This window comes from Halorubrum distributum JCM 13561 (assembly GCF_000337395.1).
Taxonomy (GTDB): Archaea; Halobacteriota; Halobacteria; order Halobacteriales; family Haloferacaceae; genus Halorubrum; species Halorubrum distributum.
The window spans coordinates 91,478-116,557 of record NZ_AOJF01000030.1 but is presented as its reverse complement, the minus strand read 5'-3'; the positions used below and the strand labels follow the sequence as shown (position 1 = coordinate 116,557).

At 70.2% G+C, this 25,080-nt stretch carries 23 protein-coding genes, 1 other RNA gene and 1 pseudogene; 10 read left to right on the top strand and 15 right to left on the bottom strand.

From position 1 onward, the window contains the following. Nucleotides 1-9: 9 nt before the first annotated feature. A complete protein-coding gene (locus C470_RS05360; protein ID WP_007346099.1) occupies nucleotides 10-1,143 on the bottom strand; it encodes an ABC transporter ATP-binding protein in 1,134 nt (377 codons plus the stop codon). 204 nt (nucleotides 1,144-1,347) lie between these two features. Between C470_RS05360 and C470_RS05355 the strand changes: the two genes are divergently transcribed. From C470_RS05355 to C470_RS05345, 3 genes are read left to right on the top strand one after another with little or no spacing between them, the layout of a single operon-like run. Next, nucleotides 1,348-2,634, top strand: a complete 1,287-nt coding sequence (locus C470_RS05355) for an extracellular solute-binding protein (RefSeq protein ID WP_239638564.1) — start codon at nucleotides 1,348-1,350, stop codon at nucleotides 2,632-2,634. A gap of 15 nt (nucleotides 2,635-2,649) precedes the next feature. Then, nucleotides 2,650-3,645 (top strand): carbohydrate ABC transporter permease, encoded by a 996-nt coding sequence (locus C470_RS05350; RefSeq protein ID WP_049897637.1) that lies wholly within the window; start codon nucleotides 2,650-2,652, stop codon nucleotides 3,643-3,645. Next, nucleotides 3,642-4,745 (top strand): sugar ABC transporter permease, encoded by a 1,104-nt coding sequence (locus C470_RS05345; protein ID WP_008365775.1) that lies wholly within the window; start codon nucleotides 3,642-3,644, stop codon nucleotides 4,743-4,745. Before C470_RS05350 ends, C470_RS05345 begins: the two co-directional genes overlap by 4 nt. 285 nt (nucleotides 4,746-5,030) lie before the next feature. On the opposite strand, the gene C470_RS05340 is transcribed toward C470_RS05345, so the two are convergent. Both C470_RS05340 and C470_RS05335 read right to left on the bottom strand, forming a co-directional pair. Then, nucleotides 5,031-6,062 (bottom strand): glutathione S-transferase family protein, encoded by a 1,032-nt coding sequence (locus tag C470_RS05340; RefSeq protein ID WP_008365773.1) that lies wholly within the window; start codon nucleotides 6,060-6,062, stop codon nucleotides 5,031-5,033. Nucleotides 6,063-6,155: 93 nt separating this feature from the next. Next, nucleotides 6,156-6,947, bottom strand: a complete 792-nt coding sequence (locus C470_RS05335) for a PHP-associated domain-containing protein (protein ID WP_008365771.1) — start codon at nucleotides 6,945-6,947, stop codon at nucleotides 6,156-6,158. 134 nt (nucleotides 6,948-7,081) lie between these two features. Between C470_RS05335 and C470_RS05330 the strand changes: the two genes are divergently transcribed. Next, complete coding sequence (locus C470_RS05330; RefSeq protein ID WP_004596437.1) at nucleotides 7,082-7,381, top strand: DUF7565 family protein; 300 nt, start codon at nucleotides 7,082-7,084, stop codon at nucleotides 7,379-7,381. Nucleotides 7,382-7,547: 166 nt separating this feature from the next. Here the strand turns inward: C470_RS05330 and rocF are convergent, their stop codons facing one another. Then, nucleotides 7,548-8,453, bottom strand: a complete 906-nt coding sequence (gene rocF / locus C470_RS05325; RefSeq protein WP_007346103.1) for an arginase — start codon at nucleotides 8,451-8,453, stop codon at nucleotides 7,548-7,550. Between the two features lie 152 nt (nucleotides 8,454-8,605). Between rocF and C470_RS05320 the strand changes: the two genes are divergently transcribed. Both C470_RS05320 and C470_RS05315 read left to right on the top strand, forming a co-directional pair. Then, nucleotides 8,606-8,824: a hypothetical protein gene (locus C470_RS05320; protein WP_008365768.1), complete on the top strand. Its 219-nt coding sequence runs from the start codon at nucleotides 8,606-8,608 to the stop codon at nucleotides 8,822-8,824. 107 nt (nucleotides 8,825-8,931) lie between these two features. Next, nucleotides 8,932-9,465, top strand: coding sequence for an Rrf2 family transcriptional regulator (locus C470_RS05315; RefSeq protein WP_004596434.1), 534 nt, complete (start codon nucleotides 8,932-8,934; stop codon nucleotides 9,463-9,465). Between the two features lie 129 nt (nucleotides 9,466-9,594). On the opposite strand, the gene C470_RS05310 is transcribed toward C470_RS05315, so the two are convergent. The 7 genes and pseudogenes from C470_RS05310 to ligA all read right to left on the bottom strand — a co-directional run bounded on the left by C470_RS05310 (nucleotide 9,595) and on the right by ligA (nucleotide 17,613). Continuing rightward, entirely contained in the window at nucleotides 9,595-10,776 is a 1,182-nt protein-coding gene (locus tag C470_RS05310) for an NAD(P)/FAD-dependent oxidoreductase (protein WP_008365766.1), read from the bottom strand. A gap of 103 nt (nucleotides 10,777-10,879) precedes the next feature. Continuing rightward, nucleotides 10,880-11,698, bottom strand: coding sequence for a nucleoside phosphorylase (locus C470_RS05305; RefSeq protein ID WP_004596432.1), 819 nt, complete (start codon nucleotides 11,696-11,698; stop codon nucleotides 10,880-10,882). 84 nt (nucleotides 11,699-11,782) lie between these two features. After that, a pseudogene (cdd, locus tag C470_RS05300) lies at nucleotides 11,783-12,190 on the bottom strand (cytidine deaminase); the annotation flags it as partial. Nucleotides 12,191-12,277: 87 nt separating this feature from the next. Beyond that, nucleotides 12,278-13,894, bottom strand: a complete 1,617-nt coding sequence (locus C470_RS05295) for a hypothetical protein (protein WP_007994441.1) — start codon at nucleotides 13,892-13,894, stop codon at nucleotides 12,278-12,280. A 114-nt stretch (nucleotides 13,895-14,008) separates the two neighbouring features. Beyond that, the gene (locus tag C470_RS05290; RefSeq protein WP_008365763.1) at nucleotides 14,009-14,743 is read right to left on the bottom strand and encodes an MBL fold metallo-hydrolase; all 735 of its coding nucleotides are present in this window, start codon (nucleotides 14,741-14,743) and stop codon (nucleotides 14,009-14,011) included. Nucleotides 14,744-14,778: 35 nt separating this feature from the next. Next, nucleotides 14,779-15,711, bottom strand: coding sequence for a hypothetical protein (locus C470_RS05285; RefSeq protein WP_008365761.1), 933 nt, complete (start codon nucleotides 15,709-15,711; stop codon nucleotides 14,779-14,781). Between the two features lie 48 nt (nucleotides 15,712-15,759). Continuing rightward, on the bottom strand, nucleotides 15,760-17,613 hold the full coding sequence (gene ligA / locus C470_RS05280) for an ATP-dependent DNA ligase LigA (RefSeq protein WP_008365759.1): 1,854 nt from the start codon (nucleotides 17,611-17,613) through the stop codon (nucleotides 15,760-15,762). 138 nt (nucleotides 17,614-17,751) lie between these two features. Between ligA and C470_RS05275 the strand changes: the two genes are divergently transcribed. After that, complete coding sequence (locus C470_RS05275; protein WP_004596425.1) at nucleotides 17,752-18,336, top strand: GNAT family N-acetyltransferase; 585 nt, start codon at nucleotides 17,752-17,754, stop codon at nucleotides 18,334-18,336. A gap of 489 nt (nucleotides 18,337-18,825) precedes the next feature. Here the strand turns inward: C470_RS05275 and ffs are convergent. After that, nucleotides 18,826-19,137: signal recognition particle sRNA (ffs, locus tag C470_RS15245), an RNA gene on the bottom strand. Nucleotides 19,138-19,185: 48 nt separating this feature from the next. Then, nucleotides 19,186-19,599, bottom strand: a complete 414-nt coding sequence (locus C470_RS05270; RefSeq protein WP_004596424.1) for a DUF7548 family protein — start codon at nucleotides 19,597-19,599, stop codon at nucleotides 19,186-19,188. A 126-nt stretch (nucleotides 19,600-19,725) separates the two neighbouring features. On the opposite strand from C470_RS05270, the gene C470_RS05265 reads away from it, so the two are divergent. Beyond that, entirely contained in the window at nucleotides 19,726-20,184 is a 459-nt protein-coding gene (locus tag C470_RS05265; protein ID WP_004596423.1) for a hypothetical protein, read from the top strand. Between the two features lie 28 nt (nucleotides 20,185-20,212). On the opposite strand, the gene C470_RS05260 is transcribed toward C470_RS05265, so the two are convergent. Both C470_RS05260 and C470_RS05255 read right to left on the bottom strand, forming a co-directional pair. Beyond that, nucleotides 20,213-21,238 (bottom strand): aldo/keto reductase, encoded by a 1,026-nt coding sequence (locus tag C470_RS05260; RefSeq protein ID WP_007346112.1) that lies wholly within the window; start codon nucleotides 21,236-21,238, stop codon nucleotides 20,213-20,215. 85 nt (nucleotides 21,239-21,323) lie between these two features. After that, nucleotides 21,324-21,968: an FAD-dependent oxidoreductase gene (locus C470_RS05255; RefSeq protein ID WP_007994429.1), complete on the bottom strand. Its 645-nt coding sequence runs from the start codon at nucleotides 21,966-21,968 to the stop codon at nucleotides 21,324-21,326. A gap of 435 nt (nucleotides 21,969-22,403) precedes the next feature. On the opposite strand from C470_RS05255, the gene C470_RS05250 reads away from it, so the two are divergent. Further along, nucleotides 22,404-24,161: a 2-oxoacid:acceptor oxidoreductase subunit alpha gene (locus C470_RS05250; RefSeq protein WP_004596420.1), complete on the top strand. Its 1,758-nt coding sequence runs from the start codon at nucleotides 22,404-22,406 to the stop codon at nucleotides 24,159-24,161. A gap of 3 nt (nucleotides 24,162-24,164) precedes the next feature. Then, entirely contained in the window at nucleotides 24,165-25,028 is an 864-nt protein-coding gene (locus C470_RS05245; protein ID WP_004596419.1) for a 2-oxoacid:ferredoxin oxidoreductase subunit beta, read from the top strand. The last annotated feature ends 52 nt before the right edge of the window (nucleotides 25,029-25,080 follow it).

Genomic DNA, 25,080 nt, shown 5'->3' with positions numbered 1-25,080 from the left:
CGACTCTTCTTAAGCGACCGCGGCCGCGATCTCCTCGTCGGTGAGGAACACGTCCTCGCCGGTCTCCACGTCGAACAGGTGGAGGTCCGTCTCCTCGAAGACGACGCCGACCTCGTCGCCCGCCTCGGGCTGGACGTTCGCGGGCGCCCGCGCGAGGAAGTCGTCGTTCACGTCGAGGTGGACGTAGTTGTCGGAGCCGATCGGCTCGACGACTTCGACGGTCGCGGTCAGCGTCTCCTCGCCGGTCGGATCCTCGACGATCCCGATGTTCTCGGGGCGGATCCCGAGCGTGTACGGACCGCTTTCGAGGTCGTGGCCCGCGACGTAGTCGCGGCTGAGTGTGAACGCGAGCCCCGAGGACTCGTCGCGGATCGTCGCCGAGGTCCCGTCCGTCTCCACGTCGACGTCGAGGAAGTTCATCGACGGCGAGCCGATGAAGCCGGCGACGAACTTGTTCACGGGGTTCTGGTACACCTCGGTGGGCGCGCCGACCTGCTGGAGCTCGCCGTCGTTCAGGATGGCGAGGCGGTCGCCCATCGTCATCGCCTCCTCCTGGTCGTGGGTGACGTACATCGCGGTGACGCCGAACTCCTTCTGGAGCTTCTGGATCTCCGCGCGCATCTCCGTGCGGAGCTTCGCGTCGAGGTTCGAGAGCGGCTCGTCGAAGAGGAACACCTCGGGCTCGCGCGCGATGGCGCGGCCGAGCGCGACGCGCTGCTTCTGCCCGCCGGAGAGCTCGTCGGGCTTGTCGTCGAGGAGGTCCGCGATGCCCATCATCTCCGCCATCTCGCGGACGCGCTCGTGGCGCTCCTCGGTCGTCATGTCGGTGCTCATCTTGAGCCCGAACGCCATGTTCTCGCGGACCGTCTTGTGCGGGTATAAGGCGTAGTTCTGGAACACCATCGCGACGGGACGCTCCTTCGCGTGGATGTCGGTGACGTCCTCGTCGTCGAAGCTGACGGTGCCGGACGTCGGCTCTTCGAGCCCCGCGACCATCCGGAGCGTGGTCGTCTTCCCGCAGCCCGACGGCCCGACCACGGTCACGAACTCGCCGTCGTCGATCTCCAAGTCGAGGTCGTCGACGGCGACGATCGTTCCTCGGTCGAACTCCTTCCGGAGCGTGTCGAGCGTGACGCGTGCCATTTCCCTGAAGACCGGTCCGCTGGCATATGAGTTCTTTGCTGTTTTTCTGATATATGGTGAACAATCTCTTCTCAAATATTGGCCATTCCCGGCGATCGAGTCGATCGTCGATCGTCACAGTCGACAGGGATCGATCCGGATCGATCGGGACGTACCCCAAACACTAAATGTATGAAAATATAATTCATCATTTGTTCTGGACACATGAACGAGAAACGTAGAACGCTGCTCAAGGCGATGGGGGGAACGACTGCGCTCGCGGGCCTCGCGGGCTGTATCAGCACCGGCGGCGACGGCGGCGACGGCAGTGACGGGTCGGACGGGTCCGACGGGTCGGACGGAAGCGACGGCTCCGACGGCGGGAACTCCGGCTCCGCGCGGCTGTGGACGGACCTCTCCGACGCCGAGGACGAGGCCATTACCGACTACATCGACCAGTACGAGTCGGAGACGGGCAACACGATCAACAAGGAGGCGCCCGGCGGCGAGCTCGATCAGCAGCTCGAAACCGCGATCCCGGCCGGCGACGGCCCCGACTCGTGGATCTGGGCGCACGACTGGGTCGGCCGGTTCGCGGTCCGCGAGGACCCGCCGTTCCTCTACGACGCGAGCGACGACGTCGACGTCTCGCTCGACAGCTACACGCAGGCCGCGCGCGAGGCGGCACAGTTCAACGACGGCCTCTACGGGCTCCCGTTCGCCTCCGAGACCGTCACGCTGTTCTACAACGAGGATATGGTCGACGAGCCGCCGGAGACCTTAGAGGAGATGGTCTCGGTCATGGAGGAGCACCACGACCCCGAGAACGGCCAGTACGGCCTCTCGTACCCCGTGACCGACCCGTACTTCGTCAGCGGGTTCCTCCAGGCGTACGGCGGGAACATCTTCGACGAGCAGAACCTCGAAGTCGGCGTCGACAGCGACGCGTGTAAGCGCGGGATGGACGCCCTCGAAACGGTGTCGCAGTACGTCCCGGCCGACCCGGGCTACGAGTCGCAGATCGTCGCGTTCGCGGACGGCCTCGCGCCGTTCGCGATCAACGGGCCGTGGGAGCTCGGGAACCTCCAAGACTCGATCGAGAACCTCGGCGTCACGACGCTGCCGACAGTCGACGGGAACAACCCGCGCACCTACTCGGGCATCCAGCTGTTCTACTTCTCGTCGATGCTGGCCGACGCGGACCAGTCCACGGTCGACGCCGCGACCGGCCTCGCCGAGTGGTACACCACCAACGAGGAGATCATCCAGACCAACGCCGAGGAACAGGGGTACATCCCGGTGTTGGCCGACGTCGTGGGCAACGGCGACCTCTCCTCGGAGGTCCAGGCGTTCGCCCGGCAGGTCGACCACGGCGTCCCGATCCCGACGCATCCGGACATGGACAGCGTCTGGACGCCCGTGACGGAGGCGCTGGAGCGCGTCTTCAACGACGAGCAGGACAGCGACGCCGCGCTCGATCAGGCCGCCTCCGAGATCCGGGAGGCGCTGTAGGCACTCCTCGGAGCGATGGCCTCTTCGCAACCCGGAACCGGCGTGAGCGGACTGGCGCGCCTCCGGTCGGCGCTGCCGTTCTCCAGTCGCGACTGGGGGCTGCTCCTCGTCGCGCCCGGCGTCATCCTCTTCTCGAGTTTCATGCTGTACCCCATCTTCTATCTCTTCTATATCTCGCTCACCGACGCCACGTTCGCCGGGTCGGTGATCGGCGGCGGCGCCGAGCTGATCGGGCTGGCGAACTACGCCCAACTGATCAGCGACCCGCAGTTCCGCACGTCGATGGGTGTGACGTGGCTGTTCGTCGCCGTCTCGCTCGTCGTCAAGGTGTTCCTCGCCGTGGGGATCGCCCTCCTGCTGAACCACGTTCGGGTCGCCGGCAAGCGCTACATGCGCGCGGCGGTGATCGTCCCGCTGGGGTTCCCCGGCATCTTCACGATCACCGTCTGGCGCGGGATGTTCAGCGACGCGCGCTACGGCGTGTTCAACACCATCCTTGGCCGGTACAACGAGTTCATGTCGTCGCTGTCGGCCCCGCAGGCCCTGCTGTTCGACGTGCCGATCGGGTTCCTCAGCGGCCGCTGGGAGGCGTTCTTCGCGTACGTCACCACGGAGGTGTGGCTGGCGTACCCGTTCATGGTGATCATCATCGTGAGCGCGCTTCAGGACGTGCCCAAGTCGCTCCACGAGGCGGCAATGGTCGACGGGGCGGGCGCGCTCCAGCGGTTCCGCACCGTGACGCTGCCCGCGATCAAGGGGCCGGTGCTGTTCGCGTCGATCCTCACGGCCGCGACGTCGTTCCAGCAGTTCCTGATCCCGTGGGTGTTCAACCAGGGAGGGCCGTCGAGACAGAACGAGCTGATCATCGTGTACGGCTACCGCGAGGCGATCACGTTCAACCAGTTCGGCCTGTCGGCCGCAATCTTGATCGTCGGGATCGGGTTCGTCGGGCTGTTCATGTACGCCGCCGTGCGCTACGGCGGCCTCGCCGAGGGGGTGGGTGACGAATGAGCTCCCGAGACTCCGCGGCCGGGCTGGCCGCGTCCGCGACCGCGCTGGTCGCCTCCGTGGTCGGCATGGTCCGCGCGAAGCTCGTCGCGCTCGTCACCGCGCCCAAGCGGTTCGTCGTGATGGTCCAGCGGGCGATATACGACGTCCGCACGGGGAAACGCAGCACGTGGGACGTTGCGAAAAGCGTCCTGATGACGCTGTTCGGCCTCGCGATGGTGCTCGTGCTGCTGTTCCCGCTGTTCTGGATCACGACCGCGTCGCTCGCGGAGGGGTCACGGCTGTTCAACACGAGCGGCATCTTCCCGGACCCGTCGACGTACAACCTCGGCGCGTACCGGTGGGTGATATTCGAGTCCGACTTCTTCTTCGTCGACGGCGACTGGGGGTATCCGCAGCTCGTCCTCGGCGGCGCGGAGGGGCTCGTGAGCTTCCGGTGGGCCGGCACGGAGACCGGTCCCGGGGCCGTGTTCAACAGCCTCTACATCGTCAGCGTGACGCTCGCGGCCGGGTTCGGGATGATCGTCCCGGCGGCGTACGCGTTCTCGCGCCGGCAGTTCGTCGGCCGAAAGCGCATCCTCTACGGCTACGTCCTCTTCACCCAGATCGGCGCCGGCCTATCGATCGCGACGCTCGTGGCGCTGTACTCGCTGTTCAGCACCTACGGGCTCACGAACAACCTGTTCGTCCTCGGGCTGTTCTACGCCGCGGGGGCGATCCCGTTCAACACGTGGCTGCTGAAGACGTACATGGACAACATCCCCGTCTCCTACGAGGAGGCGGCGATGGTCGACGGCGCGAGCTTCCTCGACACGATCCGGGAGGTGATCCTCCCGCTGACGAAGCCGGGGCTCGCCGTCGTGCTCATCTTCGTCTGGCTCGCCGGCTGGAACGAGTTCATCATCGCGCAGACGCTGCTCCGCCCCGAGAACTACCCGCTGTCGGTGGAGCTGTACAACATCGCGACCGAGGGCCGGTTCTCGACGCCGTGGACGCGGTTCGCGGCGTTCGCGAACCTGTTCGCGCTGCCGGTCGCGATCGTCTACTTCGCGGCCCAGCGCTCCGTCGAGGACGGCCTCTCGTTCGGCGGGATGGAAGGATAACGGACCGAGCGCGGTCCGCCTTCGGCCGATCTGCGGTTCTCGTCTCTCGTTTTCGCGGTTCTCGTTTTCGCGCAGTCTTTTCCCCTGATCGATCCGGCCCGCGGTCGATCGTCGACACCGTCCCGCTCCGCACGGCACCTCACGCCTCCCCAGCCTCGCGGTTCGCGCTCTCCGAGCGCTCACCGCTCCCTCGCGCGTGCGACTCGCGCCCAGTGGGCGCTCGTCGGCACGCGCCACCGCGAAACCGGTCCGAAAAGAGCCGCAGTCGGCCCGAACCGCCTCCGCTCAGTCGTCGGCGGTCGGCGTCGGCGCCTCGCCACCGAGTCGCTCGCGGTCGTGGTCGGCCTCGAAGTCGAGGTCGGGGCCGCGCGCGATGATGCCCGAGGGAGTCACGTCCGGGTGCGTGGTGTAGTAGTGCTCCTTGATGTGGGCCATGTTTACTGTCTCCGCGACGCCCGGCGTCTGGTAGAGATCGCGCAGGTACGGCCAGAGGTTGTCGTACTGGTGGACGAACTTCCGGTTGCACATGAAGTGGGTGTGGTACACCTGATCGAAGCGGACCAGCGTGGTGAACATGCAGATGTCCGCCTCCGTCAGGGAGTCGCCGACGAGGTACCGCCGGTCGGCGAGCCGCTCGTCGTAGCGGTCGAGCGCGCCGAACAGGTCGTCGATCGCCTCGTCGTAGGCCGCCTGCGAGGTCGCGAACCCGGCGCGGTAGACGCCGTTGTTGATCGGCTCGTAGATGTCGGTGATGACCTCGTCGACGTCCGCGACGGTCGCGTCGTCGTCCGCGTCGGGCAGCAGCGAGACGCCGTTCCCGAGGTCGGCGAACGCCGTCGAGAGGGTGCGGAGGATCTCGCGCGACTCGTTGTTGACGATCGTCTCCTCCTCGGTGTCCCACAGCACGGGGACGGTCACTCGACAGGTGGCGTCGGGGTCGGCCTCGACGTACAGCTCCCGGAGGTAGTCGCTGTCGTGGAGGTGGTCGGGCGTACAGCCGTCCTTCTCGGGAGTGAACTGCCAGCCGTCCTCGCCGCGGTAGGGGTCGACGACCGAGACGCTGATCGCGTCCTCGAGGCCCAAGAGGGACCGCGCGAGCAGCGTGCGGTGCGCCCACGGGCAGGCGTACGAGACGTACAGGTGGTACCGGCCGGCCTCCGGCTGGAAGCGCTCGTCGGGCTCCGCGTCGACGTGGCCGGGCACGTCGCTGCCCGCGATCCAGTTCCGGAAGGTCGTCTCGCCGCGCTGGAACGAGCCGTCCTCGTCGGTCGCCTCGTAGGTGTCCGTCCGCCACTCGCCGTTCACGAGCTGATTCATGTCTCTCACGTGGGCCTCCGTCCGTATAACGTGGGCGGGGACACGCGTGTCACCCGTCGACCGGGGAGCGAACCGCCGGATTCCGATCCCCGCCTACTCGTAGACGCTCACGTCGTCGAACCGCCCTTCGTAGGCGACGTTCGACGGGAGCGTCGGCTCGTTGCCCGAGAGGAACATCCGGTCGAGCTTCGCCCACGTGTTCTCGTAAGCGAGGTGCGCGAACTCCACGAACCCGCGGAGCTGGTGGCCGGCGCCGCCGCGGTGGATCACCGTCCGGGGACGCCGTTCGCGGAACGCCCGCGCGACCGCCTCGGCGTCGTCGAGGTCGCCCTCGAAGGCGGTCCACGCCTCGCCGACCGTGCCCGTGAGGTGGGCGTACGACGAGCCGAACCCGGCGCAGCCGGTCTCTTCCGCGGTCCGGCGCGCCCGGGAGTTCTGATGAGGGAGCAGCTTCGTGTTGTACGTCTCGATCGCGTCGAGCCGTGCGGCGTGCGCGTCGACCTCGGGGCGCGTGAGCGAGATGGTGGCGAAGCCGGGATGCGGGACGAGGACCGCCGCGTCCTGCCGCTCGAACTCGGCCATCGCGCCCTCGAAGGTGATGTAGTCTGGGACCGGGTCGGAGAGCCCGAGCACGAGGAGGTGGCGCCGGTTCCCCCAGTCGCCGGTGAACACCTCGCGGGCGGGGACGACGGTCAGCTCGTCGTCGGTGTACCGCGCCGCGCGCTCGCGGATCGTCGGGAGGCGCGTGAAGTGGGGCGCGTACACGAGCGCGTCGATCCCGCGATCTTTCGCGCGGGCGACGACCTCGTCGTCGAGCACCTTGACGTGGGCGTCGACGCGCGTTTGCGGTCGGGTCACGGTCGGACGGTCGTCGCGGCGGCGCAAAGACGTATCGTTCGACGACGACGGTGCCGCGACCGCGGGCGGGGACGGTCACGGCGGCGAACACCGGCCGACGCCGGGAGGAGCTCTCGACGGCTTGGGAAACCGTTAATCCCCCTCGGGCGAGAGTTTGGGGTATGGCTCCTCGCTGGACGTGCGGCATCGGCGACTGCGACGCCGCCTTCGACGACGTGGAGGCGGCGATCGTCCACCAGACGAACGAGCATCAGCGCCACGAATGCAAGGTCTGCGGCACGATCGTCCCGGACGGCTACTTCGCGATCCGCCACGCGTTCGACGAGCACACCCGGGCGGAGTTCGTCCGCGCGTACGACGCCGACTCGGCGGCGGTCCGCCGCCGCGAGGAGATCAAAGGCGAGATCGAGTCGGCGGCCGACCTCCAACGGGTCGTCGAGGAGCTCGACCGGGGCGTCTGACATAGCTCCCGAGCCCGACCTCCCGAGCCTGACCTCCTGAGCCCAACCTTCTGAGCCACCTCCCGAGCCCGACCTCCCGAGCCTGACCTCCTGAGCCCAACCTTCTGAGCCACCTCCCGAGCCCGACCTCCCGAACGCGACCTCTCCTCGACTCCCCGACCGCGATTCACAAGACCCGCTTCCCGAACGCGCTCGCCGCCAGCTCCGTCGCCAGCTCGGCCGTCTCGTTGTGCTGGTCCAGCGTCGGGTTCACCTCGACGATCTCCATCGAGCGGAGCGCGTCCGTCTCGTCGACGATCTCCATCGCGCTGTGCGCCTCGCGGTAGGTGGCGCCGCCGCGGACCGGCGTCCCGACGCCGGGCGCGGCGTTCGGGTCGAGGAAGTCCAGGTCGAGGCTGACGTGGATCCCGTCGACGCCGTCCGCGGCGACTTCGAGCGCCTCCTCCGTGACCTCCGTGATCCCCCGCTCGTCGATGTCGGACATCGTGTACGCGGCGAAGCCGCGCTCTCGGATTAGCTCCGCCTCCGCCCCGTCGACCGACCGGAGCCCGACGAGGGCGACGTTCTCCGGCGAGAGCCCCGCCGCGTTCGCCCACTCGGTGTCCGCGAACTCGTCGATCCCGAGCGCGGCAGCCAGCGGCATCCCGTGGACGTTGCCGGACGGCGTCGTCGCGGGGGTGTTGAGGTCGGCGTGCGCGTCGAACCAGACGGCGCCGATCTCCGCGTCGCGTGCCGATCCGGAGAGGCTCCCGATGGCGATAGAGTGGTCGCCGCCGAGCGCCAGCGGCACCTCGCCGGCATCGAGCGTCGCGGCGACCTCGTCGCCGAGCCGCCGGCAGACGTCGGCCGTCTCGCGGAGGAACTTCGCTTTCCCCTCGCTGGGCGCGTCCGCGTCGGGGTCGCGCTCCTCCGCCCGGGGGACGAGGAGGTCGCCCGCGTCGACGGTCTCGACGCCCGCGCCGGCGAGCTGGTCGGCGAGCCCGCCGTACCGGATCGCCGACGGTCCCATGTCGACCCCGCGTCGGTTCGCCCCGTAGTCGGTCGGCGCGCCGATGATCCTGACCGTGTTCATATCGGCAACGCGGCGCGCCGGCGCTTCAATGGTGGGGATCGACGCGCCCGCCGCGGGTCGACGCGCTCGCGCCGCGCTCGAACGCCGCTGGTCCCCCGCTCTCGCCTCGCCGGATCGGACATCGTTTTGCGCCCGGCCCGCCACGGGAGACCATGGACAGCTCCGATCCCTACTCGGTCGACCCCGCCGACATCGAGCCGATCGGCGCGACCATCGCGGTCGCGTTCACCGGCGCGGCGATCGGCCTGGTCGGCGCCGCGGTCTCGTTCGTCGCCGTCGACTTCGGGGTCGCGCTGGTCGGCGTCGGCGTCGTGGTGGCGCTGTCGAGCCCGCTCGCGTACGTCCGGATGAAGCGGCTGCGCGGCGAGTAGACCGGCGCGCGCAGCGCCGCCGGAGCGCGCTCGTCGACCGGATCCCACACGATCATTTATAAGTGAATTCCATCGCATTTAAGCGGGGGCGCTCTGTATTTGGCACCATGTCATCGATCGAGCTCACGTCGAGCCAGAAGAGCATCCTCACGGCCCTCATCAACCTCTACGGGGAACAGGAGGACGCCGTGAAAGGCGAGGCGATCGCCGAGGAAGTCGACCGCAACCCCGGGACGATCCGCAACCAGATGCAGAGCCTCAAGGCCCTCCAGCTGGTCGAGGGGGTACCCGGTCCGAAGGGCGGCTACAAGCCCACCTCGAACGCCTACGAGGCGCTCGACATCCAGCGCATGGACGAGCCGGCCGACGTCCCGATCTACCACGAGGGCGGGCAGGTAGAGGGGATCAACGTCGACGGGATCGACCTCTCCAGCGTCCACCACCCCGAGCTGTGCCGCGCCGAGATCCACGTTCAGGGCTCGGTCCGCGACTTCCACGAGGGCGACAGCGTCACCGTCGGGCCGACGCCGCTTTCGAAGCTCGTCATCGACGGCACCGTCGACGGGAAAGACGACACCGCCAACATTCTCATCCTGCGGATCGACGACATGCGGGCGCCCGACGAGCCGGCCGAGCACTGACTGCGAGAGGGGGATTCTCCGACCGCTTCGAGAGCTTTTCTGCCGGAGATAACGGACCGGTTCGTCACTGAGAAGAGTCGGAACTCCGGAGCCGCGAACGGCGTCGTCCTCGCCGTGGGTCGCCCGCGCTCACATGTCGCCGAACGCGCTGACGCCGCGGCTCGCGGAGGAGACCTTGGCGATCCAGCGCGTGGCGATGGCCTTCTTCAGCAGCTTCGCGGGCTTGCCGCCGAACGTCTTGATCGGCATGCCCATCACGTCGTGGGCGACCGCCTCCTCGCCGACGGAGATGACCGTTCCCTTGTCCTCGTGGGTCCACGAGCGGAGCGGCGCGCCGCGGGCGGCCCGCGCGAGGTTCGCGCCCGCGACCTCGGCGGCCTGCCAGGCGGCCTGCGCGGTCGGCGGCGCGACGTCGTCGTCGCCCTGCTCGACGAGCGCGGTGTCGCCGATGGCGAACACGCGGTCGTCGCTGGTGGCGAAGTCGGAGCCGGCGTGGACGCGGTTCGAGCGGTCGTCCTTCTCGACCTCGACGTCCTCGAGCTCGGGCTGACCCGTGATGCCGCCGGTCCAGATCAGCACGTCGTAGCCGAGCTCCTCGGGCTCTTCGTCCTCGCCGCCGCCGAGGTAGACGGCGTCCTCGTCGGCCTCCGAGATGAAGTCGCCGGTGAGGATCTCGACGTCGGCGTCCTCCAGCCGCTGGCGGAGCGCGCCCTGGATCTGCGGGTCGTTGCCGGGGAACACCTCGTCGAGCCCCTCGACCAGCTTGATGTCGAGCGGCGCGCGGTGTTTGTCGCGGTACTCGGCGATCTCGCCGGCCGTCTGGATGCCGGAGAGGCCGGCGCCGCCGACGATCACCTGCGCGGGGTCCGAGCGGGTCGCGTCCGCGGCCGCCTCGCGCACGTCCTCGTGGATCGCCTTCGCGTCGTCGAGCCCCTTCAGCTGGTGGGCGTGCTCCTTCAGCCCCTCGATGCCGAAGAAGGCGGTCGTGGAGCCGATGCCGAGGAGGAGGTAGTCGTAGTCGACGGTCGTCCCGTCGTCGGTCTCGACGACGCGCTCGTCGGTGTCGACGTCGACGACCCGGCCCTGGACGAAGTCGGACTCGGGCGACTTGATCTCGTCGACGGGGATCGTGATCTTGTCCTCGACGGCGGGGTTGCGGATCGCGCGGTGGACCTCGTGTAAGACGAGGTGGTAGTCGTGCTCCGAGATCCACGTGAGCTCGGCCTCGCCCTCGCCGACCTCGTCTTCGAACGCCTTCACCGCCCCTGCGCCGGCGTACCCGGAACCGACGACGACGACCTGTGTACTCATGCCAGTACCTCCACGGTGCGCAGATAAAGTCGCTTTGGAACGCTCGCAGGCGAGAATCGCCGACGCGGCGGGCGCGGTCCGCCGCGACGGGACCGCGCGGCCGCTACAGCGAGAGCCCGGCGTGCCAGCGGTCGGCGCCCGCCTCCCGCTTGACCTCGTCCATCCGCGCGAGCAGCTTCACCGCGAGGCTCGCGGTCTCGGCCGCGCGCGACTCGCCCTCCGTCCGGAACTCGCCGGTCACGCGGTTGGCGTACACCGAACAGACCGCGCCCGCGCGGAGCCCGTACACGCTCGCGATCGTGAGGATCGACGACGCCTCCATCTCGATGTTCTTCACGTTCGCGTCCTGAAGTTCCCGGACGAGCTCGTCGGAGCCCGCGGCCTCGAACCCCTCGAAGCCGGGGCGGCCCTGGCCCGCGTAGAATGAGTCGGCGCTCATCGTGACGCCGGTGTGGTAGTCGTGGCCCAGCCGCTCGGCGGCGGCGACCAGCGCGGAGACCACCTCGCCGTCCGCGGCCGCGGGGTAGTCCTCGCGGACGTACTCGTCGCTCGTCCCCTCCTGGCGGACGGCACCGGTCGTGATCACCAGGTCGCCCACCTCCATCTCGGGCTGGATCGCGCCGCAGGAGCCGACCCGGATGAACGTGTCGACGCCCACGCGCGCGAGTTCCTCGACGGCGATGGCGGCCGAGGGAGAGCCGATCCCGGTCGACGTCACCGAGATCGGTGCGCCGTCGTACGTGCCGGTCGCGGTGCGGTACTCGCGGTGGCGCGCGACCTCCTCGTGGTCGTCCCACAGCGCCGTGATCTTGTCGACCCGCTCGGGGTTGCCCGGGAGGAGGACCGCGTCCGCGACGTCCTCGGGCGCGGCCTCGACGTGGTACCCCGCCTCGTCGTTGGGGTCCTCGCTGTCGTCGGTCATGTCTCCGCCCTTCGGCGAGCCGTTTAAAAGTAGTTCCGTCTCGGTCGCTCGGGGACGCCGCGCCGCCTCCGGACCGCCGTGCCGTCAGTCCTCCCTGGCGTCGTCGAGGGTCCCCTCGTTGATGGTGTTCGGGAGGAGTTCGCCGAGCGTGTACTCCGTCACGGCGTCGCCGCCCTCGTCGCAGGCGACGACGAGGTCGTCGGCCGCGAACTCCGCGAGCGTCTGCCGGCACATCCCGCAGGGGGTGACGCCGTCTCGGACGCCCGACGAGACCGCGATCCGGTCGAACTCGCGGTGGCCGTTCTTCACCGCCTCCGCGAGCGCGACCTCCTCGGCGTGGAGGCTGTTGGAGTAGTTCGCGTTCTCGATGTTACAGCCGGTGTAGACGGTGCCGTCGGCGGTCCGGAGCGCGGCGCCGACGCGGTACTCGGAGTACGGGACGTGGGCGGCCTCCAAGGCCTCGCGCGCCGCGGCGATCAGCTCGTCCATACGGTTGGGTGACGCGGCGCGCCGATAACTGTACTGTGTCGCGGTCGCGGGGCGGCCGCGTCCGGGGTGACAGCGGTGGGGGCTCCGGTGTCAGGCGTCGTCCGTCCACGCCGAGAAGCCGCCGTCGATGAGCGTGTCGGCCTGCTGGCGGATGTACTCGCGCTGGGTGTCGTGGACCGCGGTCTCGAAGTCGTCGCCGTCGTCGAGGCGGGCGCGGACGCGGTCGCGCTTCCAGCTCGCCGGCGTCGTGCGGTTCGCGACGCGCCAGCGGAGCGGGGCCACCCACTTGGCGGCCTCGTCGTCGGCGCAGCCGGCGGTCCGGAGCCCCGCCTCGGCGTGGTCGAGGAGGTCGTCGTACAGCGCGTCCGCGTCCGTCGTCCGCTCCCCGTCGCGGCCGATCCACTCCATGTCGGCGTCGAGCCCGTCCGCGACGGCGGCGTAGAAGTTGTCGCGGGCGGTCTCCCAGTCGAGCCCGATGACGGGGTGTTCCCGCTGGGCGAGCGCCTGCATCAGCCCCGCGAACGCCGCCTGGAACGCGATGGAGTCGCGGACCGTGGGCTGGCCGGGGATCGGGCGGAACTCGATCCGGGCGTTGGCGGCCGAGCGGCTCGCCCCCTCGAAGACGGGGCGGACCCACCGCCAGTAGCTGCCGTGTTTCGTCCGGAAGGTCGCGAAGTCGTCGTCGAAGCGGTCGCTGCCGCCCGGGTCTGGCATCGGGATCAGGGTCTCGTCGCCCGCGACGCGGTCGACCGCGGTCTCGACGTCGCGGAAGTCGCGCGGGAACCGCACCTTGTCCGCGTCGGTCCGCGCGTTGAGGACGGACTCGAACACGTGGACGCGGTTCTCGGTCGCCCCCTCGGCGAGAACCCGCTCGCCGTCCCAGCCGTCGTCGTACAGGTCCGGCGGGAAAAAGGGAGAGTTGACGCCGAGCGCCAGCAGCGGCCCGGCGATCCGGAGCGCGTACCGGAAGTGCCGCGGCAGCGTCTCGGCGTGCGCGACCTGGTAGTGCGGCTGGATCGAGGTGATGAGGCTCTCGGGCATCACCGTGTCCGCCGCCAGCGACACGCCCGGGGCGGAGAGCTCGACCTCGGCGCCCCCGGACGGCTCGGCCGGAGTCCCGTCCCCGCCGTCCGGCTCCGCGCCGTCGGCTCCCTCGCCGCCGGCCGCGTTCGCCATCGCGTGGTACCGGACGGAGTCGCTCATGTTGACCGCCACGGTTACCCCGTCGACCTCGACGCTGTCGGTGAGGTACTCGCGGGCGGTCTCGCCCGCCGGCGGGATCGTCCAGAGTCCGTCGGAGACCAGGCGCATCCCCTCGACGCCCGCGGTGTTCTCGGCGGCCTCCAACCGCGCGCGGACCTCGGCGAGCTGCGCGCGGAGCCCGTGGTCGGAGAGCGGCTGCGGGCTCGTACACATCTCGGCGTTGTGGAGGCCCAACTCCTTCTCGAACCCCATCAGCTCCAGCATCCGGCGGGGGACGCGCATCAGCGCGTACTCGCCAGCCCGCGACTCCTCGCTCCACCGCCCGTCGCCGACCGCGTAGAACTCGTACTCGAAGCCGACGATCGACTGGTGGTTGTCGAAGGAGCCGTCGCGCAGCTCCTGTTTGACGATCTCGGCCTCCTCGGCCGCGCGCTCGGCGAACGCCTCGGCGTCGACCGAAAGCGCCTCCCGGACCCCGTCGGCGAGCGCGGACTCGGTGGTCATGCGACCGAGCAAGGACGCGGCGGATTAAAAAGGTCACCGGCCGCGAGAGCGTTCGGGGCGGGTTCCCACGACGTCTCCGAGGGGCTCTCTCCCCCGGCTCGCCGGGTCCTCGCCCTACTGGTTCGCCGAGCGCGCGTCGAGCGCGACGGGGATCGACCGGCTCGCGACGTCGCCGGCGAACGCCTCGCCGTCCGCTTCGAGCAGGTCGAAGGTGTCGTAGTGGATCGGGACGACGAGGTCGGGGGCCATCGCCTCGGCCAGGTCGGCCGCCTCGCGCTGGTCGGCGACGATGCCGCCCCCGCCGATGTTCGCGAGGAAGACGGAGACGTCGAGCTCCGCGAACCCGTCGAGCGCGTCGGCGTCGCCGGGCCAGAAGACGGTGCGGCCGCCGAGCGACAACAGGAAGCCGCAGCCGAAGCCGGGCGGATGCGCCACCGAGCCGTCGGCGTCCGCGTTCGGTCCCTCGGGGTCGTTGTGGGCCGGGACCGACCACACCCGTACCTCGCCGGCGGGCGTCTCGACGTCGACGCGCTCCTCCTCGCCGACGCGGACCACGTCGTAGTCGGCCGCGAGCGCGTCGATCGGCTCCACGTCGCGGTCGATGCCGGCGGGGTCGACCGCCTCGTAGATCACGAGCGTCGCGTCATCGCTCGCGACCGACCGGATCCCGTCGCTGTCGTAGTGGTGGTCGTGCGTGACGACGACGAGGTCGCCGTCGCGCGCCCAGTAGTCGTCGAGGACGCCGTACCGGCCGGGGTCGGTGTAGGCGACCGGCCCCGCGTCCGTCTCCAGCCGCGCCGTCGCGTAGCCGAGCCACTCCACCGCGAGCTCCTCGTAGCGGACCGTCATGTCGGCGACTGCGGCCGCGGGCGCCTTGAGGGTGGCTATCGGTCGCGGTCGCGCTCGGCGTCGAGGGCCGTGTCGCCGGTCGCCCCGTCGTCGACCGAGCCGTCGTCGACCGATTCGCCCTCACCGATCACGAGCAGGTTCCACGCCGCCGCGAGCGCGTCGTCGCCGATCGACCGCCCCAGCGCGTGCTCCGGGACGAGCGGCATCGGAACCGGGACGTACCCGGCCTCGCGCAGCGCGGCGAACCCCCCGACCGTCTCGACGACGGCCCCGTCCTCCCCTCGCCGGACGCGGAACCGCTTGTCGTCCGGATCGCGGCGGTACGCGAACGGGAACGCCTCGTCCGGCGGGGTCTGGAGGCTATCGACGCCGGCGAGGACGGTGACCGGCTCTCCGTCGACCTCGCAGACGAGCCGCGGGACCGCGGGCCGACCGTCGTCGTCGACCGCGGCGGCGTCGACGTCGGGATGGGCCGGGACGGGGCCGACTGGGGTGTCCGTCTCGCGCCACGCGAACGTCGGGGCGCCGAGCCCCTCGGCGCGGACGCAGGCGTAGCCGCCTCCGGAGACGGGGATCCGGTCCGGACCGAGGTGGAACGTCCGCCGGCCGTCGCGCCGCGCGGCGAGCAGCGGCGGGTCGGCGAGGAGGTCGCGCACGGCCGCCGCGGTGTCGGCGTCGCGGGCGACGAACAGGACCCGGCGGTCGCGGTCGAGCGCGTGGCCCAGCCGCGAGACGATCACGGTCGGCGTCGCGTCGTCTGCCGCGAGCGGCTCGACCGCGACCCGGTCGTCGCCGCGGGCCGCGACCGCCGGCGGCTCGGCCCCGCCCCCCGGGCGNCCGCGGGCCGCGACCGCCGGCGGCTCGGCGCCGCTCTCCGGGCGAGTGACCTCGAACCCCTCGGCCGCGAGTTGGACGGCCGCCGCGTCGGTGAGGTCGCGCCGCGTCGCGTCGCCGAGCGGACCTGGCATACTCGATCCCACGGGCCCGAGGGTCAAGGGGCTTCGCGTGGCGGCACGTCAGTCGTCGCCGGCGAGCCGACGGACGCGGGCGAGCGAGTCGGCGTCGTCGACGCCCTTGTCCTCGCGGACGCCGACGAAACGGGGGAACCGGAGCGCGTAGCCGGCCGAGTACGTCGGCGAGGTCTGGATCTCCTCGTAGCCGACCTCGACCACCAGTTCGGGATCGAACGCGACCGTCGTCCCCGTCTCGTCGACGACGTGCGGCTCCAGCCGCTCAGTGAGGTCCGCGAGCGCCTCGTCGGTGATCCCCGTGGCCACCTTCCCGACCGTGGCGTACCCCGCGGGCGCGGGGCCGTCGACGTCGCGGTCGGGGGAACCGTTCGCCTCGTTCTCCGCGCGAACCGCGAGCAGGAACGTCCCGAACAGCTCGGCGCGGCGCCCCTCGCCCCACTCGGCGCCGACGACGACGGCGTCGAGCGTCTCCACGTCCGGCTTGCGCTTCAGCCAGTCGCGCCCGCGGTCGCCGGGCGTGTACGCCGCCGCGGGGTTCTTCAGCATGACGCCCTCGTGGCCCGCGTCGAGCGCCGCCCGCTCCGCGGCCGCGATCGCCTCCGCGTCGTCGGCGAGCGTAAGGTCGGCGGCCGCGTCCGGGAGGACCTCCCGGAGCCGGTCGTGGCGGTCGCGGAGGGGCTCGTCGAGCAGGTCGTCGCCGTCGGCGTGGAGGCAGTCGAAGGCGTGGAGCCGCAGCGAGACGGCCTCGCGCATGCGCTCGACGTCGTGCTTCCGACGGAACCGCCGCAGCACCTCTTGGAACGGGAGCGGGTCGCCGTCGTCGTCGACCGCGACGACCTCGCCGTCGAGGATGACCGGGGCGTCGACGCGCTCGGCGACGTGCTCGACGATCTCCGGGAGCGCCTCGGTCACGTCGTCCATGTTCCGCGAGTAGAGCCGCGGGCCGAGCGCTTCGGTTCCTCCCGGCCCGGCGTCGGCCGGCGCGTAGTGGACCTGGACGCGGGCCCCGTCGAACTTCGTCTCGACGGCGACCTCGCCGAAGGCGTCGACCGCGTCGGTCGCGGTGCCCGCCTGCGCCAGCATCGCCTGAACCGGGCGGCCGACGCGCAGGGACTCCTCGCGGAGCCCCGCGATCCCCTCGTCGCGGGCGCGGACCGCGACTCGTCCGTAGTCGTTGGTCACCTGGAGCGCGCGCTCGACGGCCGCGACGGCGTCTTCGGAGGCAACGAGCTCCGGGGCGTCCGACTCGGACGCCCCGCCGGAGTCGTCGCCGGGGTCGGGCGTCTCGTCCGGCGCGAGGAACGCCTCCGCGATCGCGTCCCGGACGGTCCCCTCGCCGACGCCGAGCCGCATCTCGCCGAGGACCAGCCTGGCGAGGAACGCCGCCTCGCTCGGCGAGCAGCGCGTGAACAGCCCGAACAGCGCGTCCCGCTTGCGCGACTCGCTCCCGTCACCGCTCTCGGCCGCGAGGTCGCGCAGCTCCTCGTCGAGCGCGGCCACCGTGAGCGCGTCGCGGCCGCTCCCGAACGCGGCGAGCCCCCGCTGGCCGCCGAAGTCGTAGTCGGCCGCGACGGCGCCGATCTCGCCGCGCTCGGCGAGGCGGTCCTCGACGTCCGCCGCGGAGACGTTCTGACCCGCGGCGCGGGCGATGGCCTCGCGACACAGTGCGGGGCCGACGTCGAGGGTCCGGGTGTCGTGGGCGGGGAAGACGCGGCCGAGGAGGAACCGGACGACGACGGGGAGATCGTCGGTGGAACCGTCGCGCTCGGCGCCGTCGTCCTCGCCGCCGTCGGCGGCGCCGGCGTCCGCGAGCAGAGCGGCGACCGCGAGCGTCGTCTCGATGTCGCCGTCGTTCGCGGCCACCCGTTCCGCCCGTTCCGCCAGCGCGGCGAACTCCATACGCGTCCGGTCGGGGGGCGGCCGTCAAAAGCGGCCCGCCTCGGCTGCGCGAGCCGGTCCGAGCCGGCGTCGCAGTCGAGGGACGCGGGAGGGGTCGCCGGGGAACCGCTTTTCACCTCCGGTCTCGTACGGCTCTCTATGTACGTCCGCGACGCCAAAAACCGTGACGAGGCGTGGTTGTTGGACGCGATCGAGCAGCTCGGGCTCGACGACGTCGCCTTCCGGTCACGGGACTACGTGATCGCGGTCGACGAGGAGTCGGGCGACCGGGCGGGGTTCGGCCGGCTCCGCCTCCACCGCGGCGACGGGGACGAGGAGAACCGGATCGAGCTCACCGGGATCGGGGTGCTCCCCGAGTGGCGGCACCGGGGAGTCGGGGCGCACGTCGTCGAGCGCCTCGTCGACACCGCGGCCGCGGACGGGTTCGAGACGGTGTACGTGCTCACCGACCAGCCCGAGTACCTCGCGCAGTTCGGCTTCGAGCGCGTCGACACCGACGACCTCCCGCCCGCGCTCTCGGACCGCCTCACCGAGAAGCGCGAGTTCCTCGGCGGCGGGGTCGTCGGCCTCGAACTCGCGGTCGACGCGTTCGAGATGCCGAGCAGCCTCCGGACGGCGTTCAAAGACGCCGAGCCGACCGGCGACGACGAGCCGGAGGAGTCCGCCGAGGACTTCGGAATCGACCCGGACTCGGCGACCTACAAGTACGACACCGGTCGCTGAGTCGCGACAACCCCCTGTTTTCCGCGGTTGCGGTCGGCGCGTGCCTGCGAGCGGCCGCCGGGGGCGGCCGCGAGGAGCACGCGCGAGGGACGCCGCGAGCGAAGCGAGCGGCGAGGCTGGGGAGGCGTGAGGCTGCGGTGCCGTGCGGTGCGGGGCGGGACTCGAAGGGGCAGCCGCGAGGACAGCGCAAGCGACGTAAGCACCGGAACGAGGGAGCGAACGGAGTGAGCGACCGAGTGAGGAGCACAGCGAGCGTGCGCTGTCCTCGCGGCTGGGGCTGCGGCGGTGTTCGTCGCTGATCTGCCAGCAGGTGTTTATCAGCGGGCGGCTGGGGCTGCGGCGGTGTTCGCGGCGACGGTGTCGGTTACTTATAAATAGAGCTCAGAGCAGGCAGCATCCACTTATAAATAAACGCTCGCAATTTCGACGCTGACGCCGGCGACGACAACATCGTATTGTCACCACTCAGCGAACGAGAATCGGTATGAATGGCGGACAGGCGGGGTAGCCCGGCGTTCCGGCACGGGGTATCCCGATTGCCTCCTCCACCCCGCGACCCGACGAGCGACGGGCGTCCGGCGGTGGGCTGCTCGCTTCCGCGCCTGACCCAGTGTCGCCGACGAACCGCGACGGACCGCTCCTGCGAGCGGGCGCCGCGGACCGCTGTCCCCGGCGGACGAGGCTTCCACGTTGGCTCTCGGGGCCCGCGCCGGTCTGACCGGACGTGCCCGCTGTTCGGTCCCCGCTAAAGACTGCCTCACGGGTTACGAGCGGGGCCTAACCGCCCGACCTAGTCCGTTCGACGATATTCGGGTGCGGCATAAGGGCCTTTCGTTCGGCGGTCGGCCCCTACGTCAACAACTCCCGAGCGTACACCCCGGCGGCGAGCGGCACGGGGACGGAGAGCGCGACGACGACGCGCGCGTGCCACACCAGCCAGAGGTGGTCGCGGAACACCGGGCTCGGCTCGACCGCCAGCGCCCACGTCGCCGCGCTCGCGGTCGTCGCGACGCCGAGGACGACCGCTGTTCCCGCGAGCGTCCCGGGGTCGACGTTCCCCCGCTCGACCGATGCGATGACGACCGCGGAGAGCAGCGCGAACAGCGCGATCCCGGTCCAGCCGACGACACCGGAGGCGTAGTAGGTCGCCAGCTGGCTCGCGTACTCCGGCCCCGTGATGACCGCGTACGGCGCGACGAGCGCGACGACGGTGACGACGGCGGCGGCGATCCCGACGCGACGCGAGACGGCGCGGAGGTCCATACCCGCCCTCGGGACGGCGGCGCGGTAAAAGGACCGGATCGGGCGCGGCCCCGCCGGACGTGAGACGACGCCGTCGGAACGAGCCGTTTCCGTAGGGTTTTGCCCCGTCGGCGCCCATCCCGTCGTATGTCACTCGACGTCGAGACGCCGGAGCCCCCCGAACTCGCCGCGGTCGACCCCAACGAGTACGAGGACGCCGAGGTCGCCGGCGGCGAGTACCGCCGTGACGACCTGGAGGCGCTCCTCCGCGAGGGGGCGTGGGAGGACGCGTTCTCGGAGTGGGCCGACGCCACCGACATGGACGAGTCCGACTGGGCCATCGCGGTCGACCTGGGCCTCGTCTCCCGGTTCGACTTCTTCTGGGACGACTTCGCCGACCGCGTCGGCTACCACGCCCCCGGGCTCCCCGAGGACTGGAAGGAGCGCGACCTCCACCCGGACCTCGACTCGTGGGGGACCGTCTCCGCGATCAACGCCGGCCTGACCGAACTCGGACAGATCGTCTGCGAGACGCTCAAGGAGGAGTACATCGACTGGGAGGCCGACTTCGAGGCGCCGGACGACCTGCCGGACTTCGACGAGTAGCGGCCGCTTGTGGACGGAAGGCGACGGCTCAGTGGCCCCAGCGGTTCCCGTCCGGGTCGTAGCGCGCGTCCATGATCCGGTCCCACTGCTCGTCGGAGAGGTCCAGGTCGGCGGCCGCGACGTTCTCGTCGAGCTGGTCGACCGTGCGCGCGCCCACGATGGGGACACAGGTGAACTCGTCCCACTCGGTGAGCCACGCGAGCGCGACCTGCGCGGGCGTCGCGTTGAGCTCGTCCGCCACGTCGCGGACCGCGTCGAGCACCTTCCACCCGCGCTCGGAGAGGTAGAAGCGCTCGAACCGGTCGTCGAAGCTCGCGCGCGAGCCGTCCGGCGCGATCACCTGCTCCGGGTCGTCCGGGTCGGCGCGCTCGTACTTCCCGGTGAGGAACCCGCCCGCGAGCGGGGAGTACGGACAGACCGCGAGGTCCTGGTCGATACAGACGTCGAGGTACTCGCTCACGTCCTCGTAGTAGCCAGCGTGGTGGAGCGGCTGGACCACGTCGAAGGACGCGTAGTCGTTGACGTCGGCGGTCCATTGCGCCTTCGTCAGCTGCCAGGCCGCCATCGTCGACGCGCCGAGGTGGTGCACTTTCCCCTCGGCGACGAGCTCGTCGAGCGCGCGCATCGTCTCCTCGATCGGCGTCTCCTCGTCCCAGCGGTGGATGTAGTAGACGTCGAGGTAGTCCGTGTCGAGCCGGTCGAGCGTGCCCTCGACCTGCGCGCGGATGTGTTTCCGGCCGAGCCCGGAGTCGTTCGGCCCCGGCTCGCCGCGCCCGTCGAACGGGAAGTACACCTTCGAGGCGATCACGTAGTCCTCGCGGTCGCGGTCGGCGAGCCACTCGCCGATGTACTCCTCGCTCGTCCCGTGCGGCGACCCGTACACGTTGGCCGTGTCGATGAAGTTGATCCCGCGGTCCGCGGCCGCGTCGAGGAGCTCGTGTGCCTCCTCGCGGCCCGTCTCCACGACGCCGTTCGTCTCGCGCCCGAACCGCCACGTCCCGAAGCAGAGCTCCGAGACGCTGAGCCCCGTGTCTCCCAGTCGCCGGTAGTCCATATCCACACCTCTCGGGGGAGTACGTAAAGCGTGGCGGCACCGGCGGGCGAGGCCGGCGGGAGAGCGGGACTCTCGGCGAGCGAGCCTATCCGAAGTTCTCGACCTTCGCGGCGTCCGCGTCGCCGCCGGCCGCCTCCACGGCGGTCTCGGCGTCGGCGACGAGGTCGGCGAACCCGTAGACGAACACGGTCTCGCCGTCCGCGCCGGTGAGGACCTCAGTGACGGCGTCAGTGAGGGGCTCGTCCGCGTCGAGCAGTCGGACGGCGGCGCCGCGCTCGCGGAGGGTATCGATCCGGTCGGCGTGGGCGACGTCGCCGTCGCGGTAGACGACCGCGGCCTCGGCGCCCTCGTCGAGCGCGCGCTCCGCGATGGCGACCGCGGGGCCGACCCCGGGACCGCCCGCGATCACGACCGCGCGGGGCTCGCCGTCGTAGTGCTGGTCGCCGAACGGGCCGGAGAGGGTCATTTCGGTGCCGGCCTCGGCGTCCGAGAGGAACGCCGAGAAGTCGCCGCCCTCGTCGGGGTCGATGCCGACCGTGACCTCGAACGTCTCGCCGACGCGGGGCGACGAGAGGGTGTAGAAGCGCGCGACCGACTCGCCGTCGATCTCGGTGCCGAGCTTCACGAACTGTCCGGGTTCGGCCGCGAACCCGTCGGGCGCGCGGAAGCGGAGGGCGTACGTGTCGGGGCCGACCGCCTCGACCGCCTCGACCGTCGCTGTTGTGTCCATACGTCGGATCGGCGGGGGAGACACAAACCCCTTCCCGTCGGCGTCGGTCCTGCCCGTGTCGAAACCGGTCCCGCGGCGCGCCCCGACTCTGAACGCACGCTCTGGTCGATGCGCGCCTCGTCGTCACACGCTCGACTCTCGCCGACGCGCGCTCTCGGAGACGCACGCACCCTCGTCACACGCCCGCCCTCGCCGACGCGTCTTGGAGGGCCGTTCCCGGCCGAGAATATTCGATGATCGTCGAAAACGGGTCCGACGCGAGGGGTCGATCGTGATGAATCTGGTGGATGTATGTTCAATTATGCTCCTATTACGGTCTGATACAGCACCCAGAGGCGACAATATTCGCGAGAGCGAATACGTTCGTCCAGAAACGCTTCGGTGGCTCCTTCCAGAAGCCTTTTGATGAGTCCGCCGGAACCTTGCCCATAGCACATGGCCGCGGATTTCAACTGGGCTGTCGGCGGAGAGGCCGGCGACGGCATCGACTCGACGGGGAAGATCTTCGCACAGGCGCTTTCCCGCGCGGGTCGACACGTGTTCACGTCGAAGGACTTCGCATCGCGGATCCGAGGCGGGTACACCGCCTACAAGGTGCGGACCTCCGTCGACAAGGTACAGAGCGTCGTTGACCGACTCGACGTGCTCATCGCGTTGACTCCCCGGACGATCGAGGAGAACCTCGACGAGCTCCACGAGGGGTCGGTGATCATCTACGACGGCGAGCGGACCACGATGCAGGACGTCGAGATCCCGGAGGGGATGATCGGGCTCGACGTGCCGCTCAAGAGCCTGGCCGAGGAGGCCGGGGGGGCCATCATGCGGAACGTCGTCGCGCTCGGCGCCGCCTGCGAGGTCGCCGAGTTCCCCATCGAGAACCTCGACTCCGCCCTCGAAAAGCGGTTCAAGGACAAGGGGCAGAAGCTCGTCGACAACAACAAGGAGGCCGCGCGCGCCGGTCAGTCGTACGTCGCCGACGAGTACGACCACGAGTTCGACTACGACCTCGAGACCACCGACGAGGACTACGTCCTCCTCAACGGCGACGAGGCGATCGGCATGGGCGCCATCGCGGCCGGCTGCCGCTTCTACGCCGGCTACCCGATCACGCCCGCGACCGACGTGATGACGTACCTCACCGGCCGCATCGAGCGGTACGGCGGCCACGTCGTCCAGGCGGAAGACGAGCTCTCCGCGATCAACATGGCGCTCGGCGCGGCCCGCGGCGGCGCCCGCGCGATGACGGCGACCTCCGGGCCGGGGATCGACCTGATGACCGAGACGTTCGGGCTCATCGCCACCTCGGAGACGCCGCTCGTCATCTGTAACGTGATGCGCTCGGGCCCCTCGACGGGGATGCCGACGAAACAGGAGCAGGGCGACTTAAACCAGATGCTGTACGGCGGCCACGGCGAGGTGCCGCGCTTCGTCCTCGCGCCGACCACCATCGACGAGTGCTTCTGGAAGACGGTCGAGGCGTTCAACCTCGCCGAGAAGTACCAGCTCCCGGTCTACCTCACCGCCGACCTCTCGATGGCGGTCACGGAGCAGACGTTCTCCCCGGAGACCTTCGACATGGACGAGGTGGAGGTCGACCGCGGCAACGTCGTCGACGAGGCGACGATCGACGACCACATGAGCGAGTCGGGCGGCTTCCAGCCCCACGAGATCACCGACGACGGGATCTCGCCCCGCGCGTTCCCCGGCACGGCCGACGGCGCGCACATGTCCACCGGCCTCGAACACGACGAGCAGGGCCGCCGGACGGAGGACACGGAGATGCGCGTCGCGCAGGTCGACAAGCGCAACCGGAAGGTGGAGACGGCCCGCGAGCGCGAGGACTGGAGCCCGCGCGAGTTCGGCGACGAGGACGCCGACGACCTCGTCATCACGTGGGGGTCGAACGAGGGCGCGCTCGCCGAGGCGGTCGACATCCTCGACGACGAGGGACAGGACGTGCGGGTCCTCTCGGTCCCGTACATCTTCCCGCGACCGGACCTCTCGGCGGACGTCGAGGCGGCCGAGACGACGGTCGTCGTCGAGTGTAACGAGCAGGGGCAGTTCGCGGACCTCGTCGAGCACGACGTGCTCGAACGGGTCGATCGCGTGAACAAGTACAACGGCGTGCGGTACAAGGCCGACGAACTCGCAGCGGAGATCAAGTCGACCCTCGAAGCGGGGGCGGAGGCGTAACCAATGAGCTCAGACATTCGATTCACCGACTTCAAGTCCGACAAGCAGCCGACGTGGTGCCCGGGATGCGGCGACTTCGGGACGATGAACGGGATGATGAAGGCGCTCGCGGAGACGGGGAACGACCCCGACAACACCTTCGTCGTCGCCGGTATCGGCTGCTCCGGGAAGATCGGCACGTACATGCACAGCTACGCGCTCCACGGCGTTCACGGGCGCGCGCTCCCCGTCGGGACCGGCGTCAAGATGGCGCGGCCCGACATCGAAGTGATGGTCGCCGGCGGCGACGGCGACGGCTACTCCATCGGCGCGGGCCACTTCGTCCACGCCGTCCGGCGCAACGTCGACATGACGTACGTCGTGATGGACAACCGCATCTACGGGCTGACGAAGGGGCAGGCCTCCCCGACCTCCCGCGAGGACTTCGAGACCTCGACGAGCCCCGAGGGCCCGAAACAGCCCCCGGTGAACCCGCACGCGCTGGCGCTCGCCTCGGGAGCGACGTTCATCGCGCAGTCGTTCTCCTCGGACGCGCTCCGCCATCAGGAGATTATCCAGGAGGCCATCGAGCACGACGGGTTCGGCTTCGTCAACGTCTACTCCCCCTGCGTCACCTTCAACGACGTCGACACGTACGACTACTTCCGCGACTCGCTCGTCGACCTGAAGGAGGCGGACCACGACCCGACCTCCCGCGAGGACGCGAAGGACGTCATCCTCGACAACGAGAAGGAACACCAGGGCGTCATCTACAAAGACGAGTCGTCGGTGCCGTACCACGAGCAGCACGGCGTCGACGAGGACATGTCCGTCATCCCGGACGGCGCCCCCGAGGGCGCGACCGACCTCGTCCGCGAGTTCTACTGAGACCGCCGGACGTGGCCGGGGGGATTCCGACCTCTCTCGACGGGCAAAACCG

Coding starts and splice junctions, on each gene's coding strand:
- C470_RS05310 (WP_008365766.1), bottom strand. CDS start 10,776: ATGAGTACACAGGTCGTCGTCGTCGGTTCCGGGTACGCCGGCGCAGGG.
- C470_RS05255 (WP_007994429.1), bottom strand. CDS start 21,968: ATGGACACAACAGCGACGGTCGAGGCGGTCGAGGCGGTCGGCCCCGAC.
- C470_RS05260 (WP_007346112.1), bottom strand. CDS start 21,238: ATGGACTACCGGCGACTGGGAGACACGGGGCTCAGCGTCTCGGAGCTC.
- C470_RS05275 (WP_004596425.1), top strand. CDS start 17,752: ATGTACGTCCGCGACGCCAAAAACCGTGACGAGGCGTGGTTGTTGGAC.
- ligA (WP_008365759.1), bottom strand. CDS start 17,613: ATGGAGTTCGCCGCGCTGGCGGAACGGGCGGAACGGGTGGCCGCGAAC.
- C470_RS05340 (WP_008365773.1), bottom strand. CDS start 6,062: ATGAATCAGCTCGTGAACGGCGAGTGGCGGACGGACACCTACGAGGCG.
- C470_RS05355 (WP_239638564.1), top strand. CDS start 1,348: ATGAACGAGAAACGTAGAACGCTGCTCAAGGCGATGGGGGGAACGACT.
- C470_RS05295 (WP_007994441.1), bottom strand. CDS start 13,894: ATGACCACCGAGTCCGCGCTCGCCGACGGGGTCCGGGAGGCGCTTTCG.
- C470_RS05245 (WP_004596419.1), top strand. CDS start 24,165: ATGAGCTCAGACATTCGATTCACCGACTTCAAGTCCGACAAGCAGCCG.
- C470_RS05290 (WP_008365763.1), bottom strand. CDS start 14,743: ATGACGGTCCGCTACGAGGAGCTCGCGGTGGAGTGGCTCGGCTACGCG.
- C470_RS05305 (WP_004596432.1), bottom strand. CDS start 11,698: ATGACCGACGACAGCGAGGACCCCAACGACGAGGCGGGGTACCACGTC.
- C470_RS05345 (WP_008365775.1), top strand. CDS start 3,642: ATGAGCTCCCGAGACTCCGCGGCCGGGCTGGCCGCGTCCGCGACCGCG.
- C470_RS05360 (WP_007346099.1), bottom strand. CDS start 1,143: ATGGCACGCGTCACGCTCGACACGCTCCGGAAGGAGTTCGACCGAGGA.
- C470_RS05265 (WP_004596423.1), top strand. CDS start 19,726: ATGTCACTCGACGTCGAGACGCCGGAGCCCCCCGAACTCGCCGCGGTC.
- C470_RS05315 (WP_004596434.1), top strand. CDS start 8,932: ATGTCATCGATCGAGCTCACGTCGAGCCAGAAGAGCATCCTCACGGCC.
- C470_RS05330 (WP_004596437.1), top strand. CDS start 7,082: ATGGCTCCTCGCTGGACGTGCGGCATCGGCGACTGCGACGCCGCCTTC.
- rocF (WP_007346103.1), bottom strand. CDS start 8,453: ATGAACACGGTCAGGATCATCGGCGCGCCGACCGACTACGGGGCGAAC.
- C470_RS05250 (WP_004596420.1), top strand. CDS start 22,404: ATGGCCGCGGATTTCAACTGGGCTGTCGGCGGAGAGGCCGGCGACGGC.
- C470_RS05320 (WP_008365768.1), top strand. CDS start 8,606: ATGGACAGCTCCGATCCCTACTCGGTCGACCCCGCCGACATCGAGCCG.
- C470_RS05270 (WP_004596424.1), bottom strand. CDS start 19,599: ATGGACCTCCGCGCCGTCTCGCGTCGCGTCGGGATCGCCGCCGCCGTC.
- C470_RS05350 (WP_049897637.1), top strand. CDS start 2,650: ATGGCCTCTTCGCAACCCGGAACCGGCGTGAGCGGACTGGCGCGCCTC.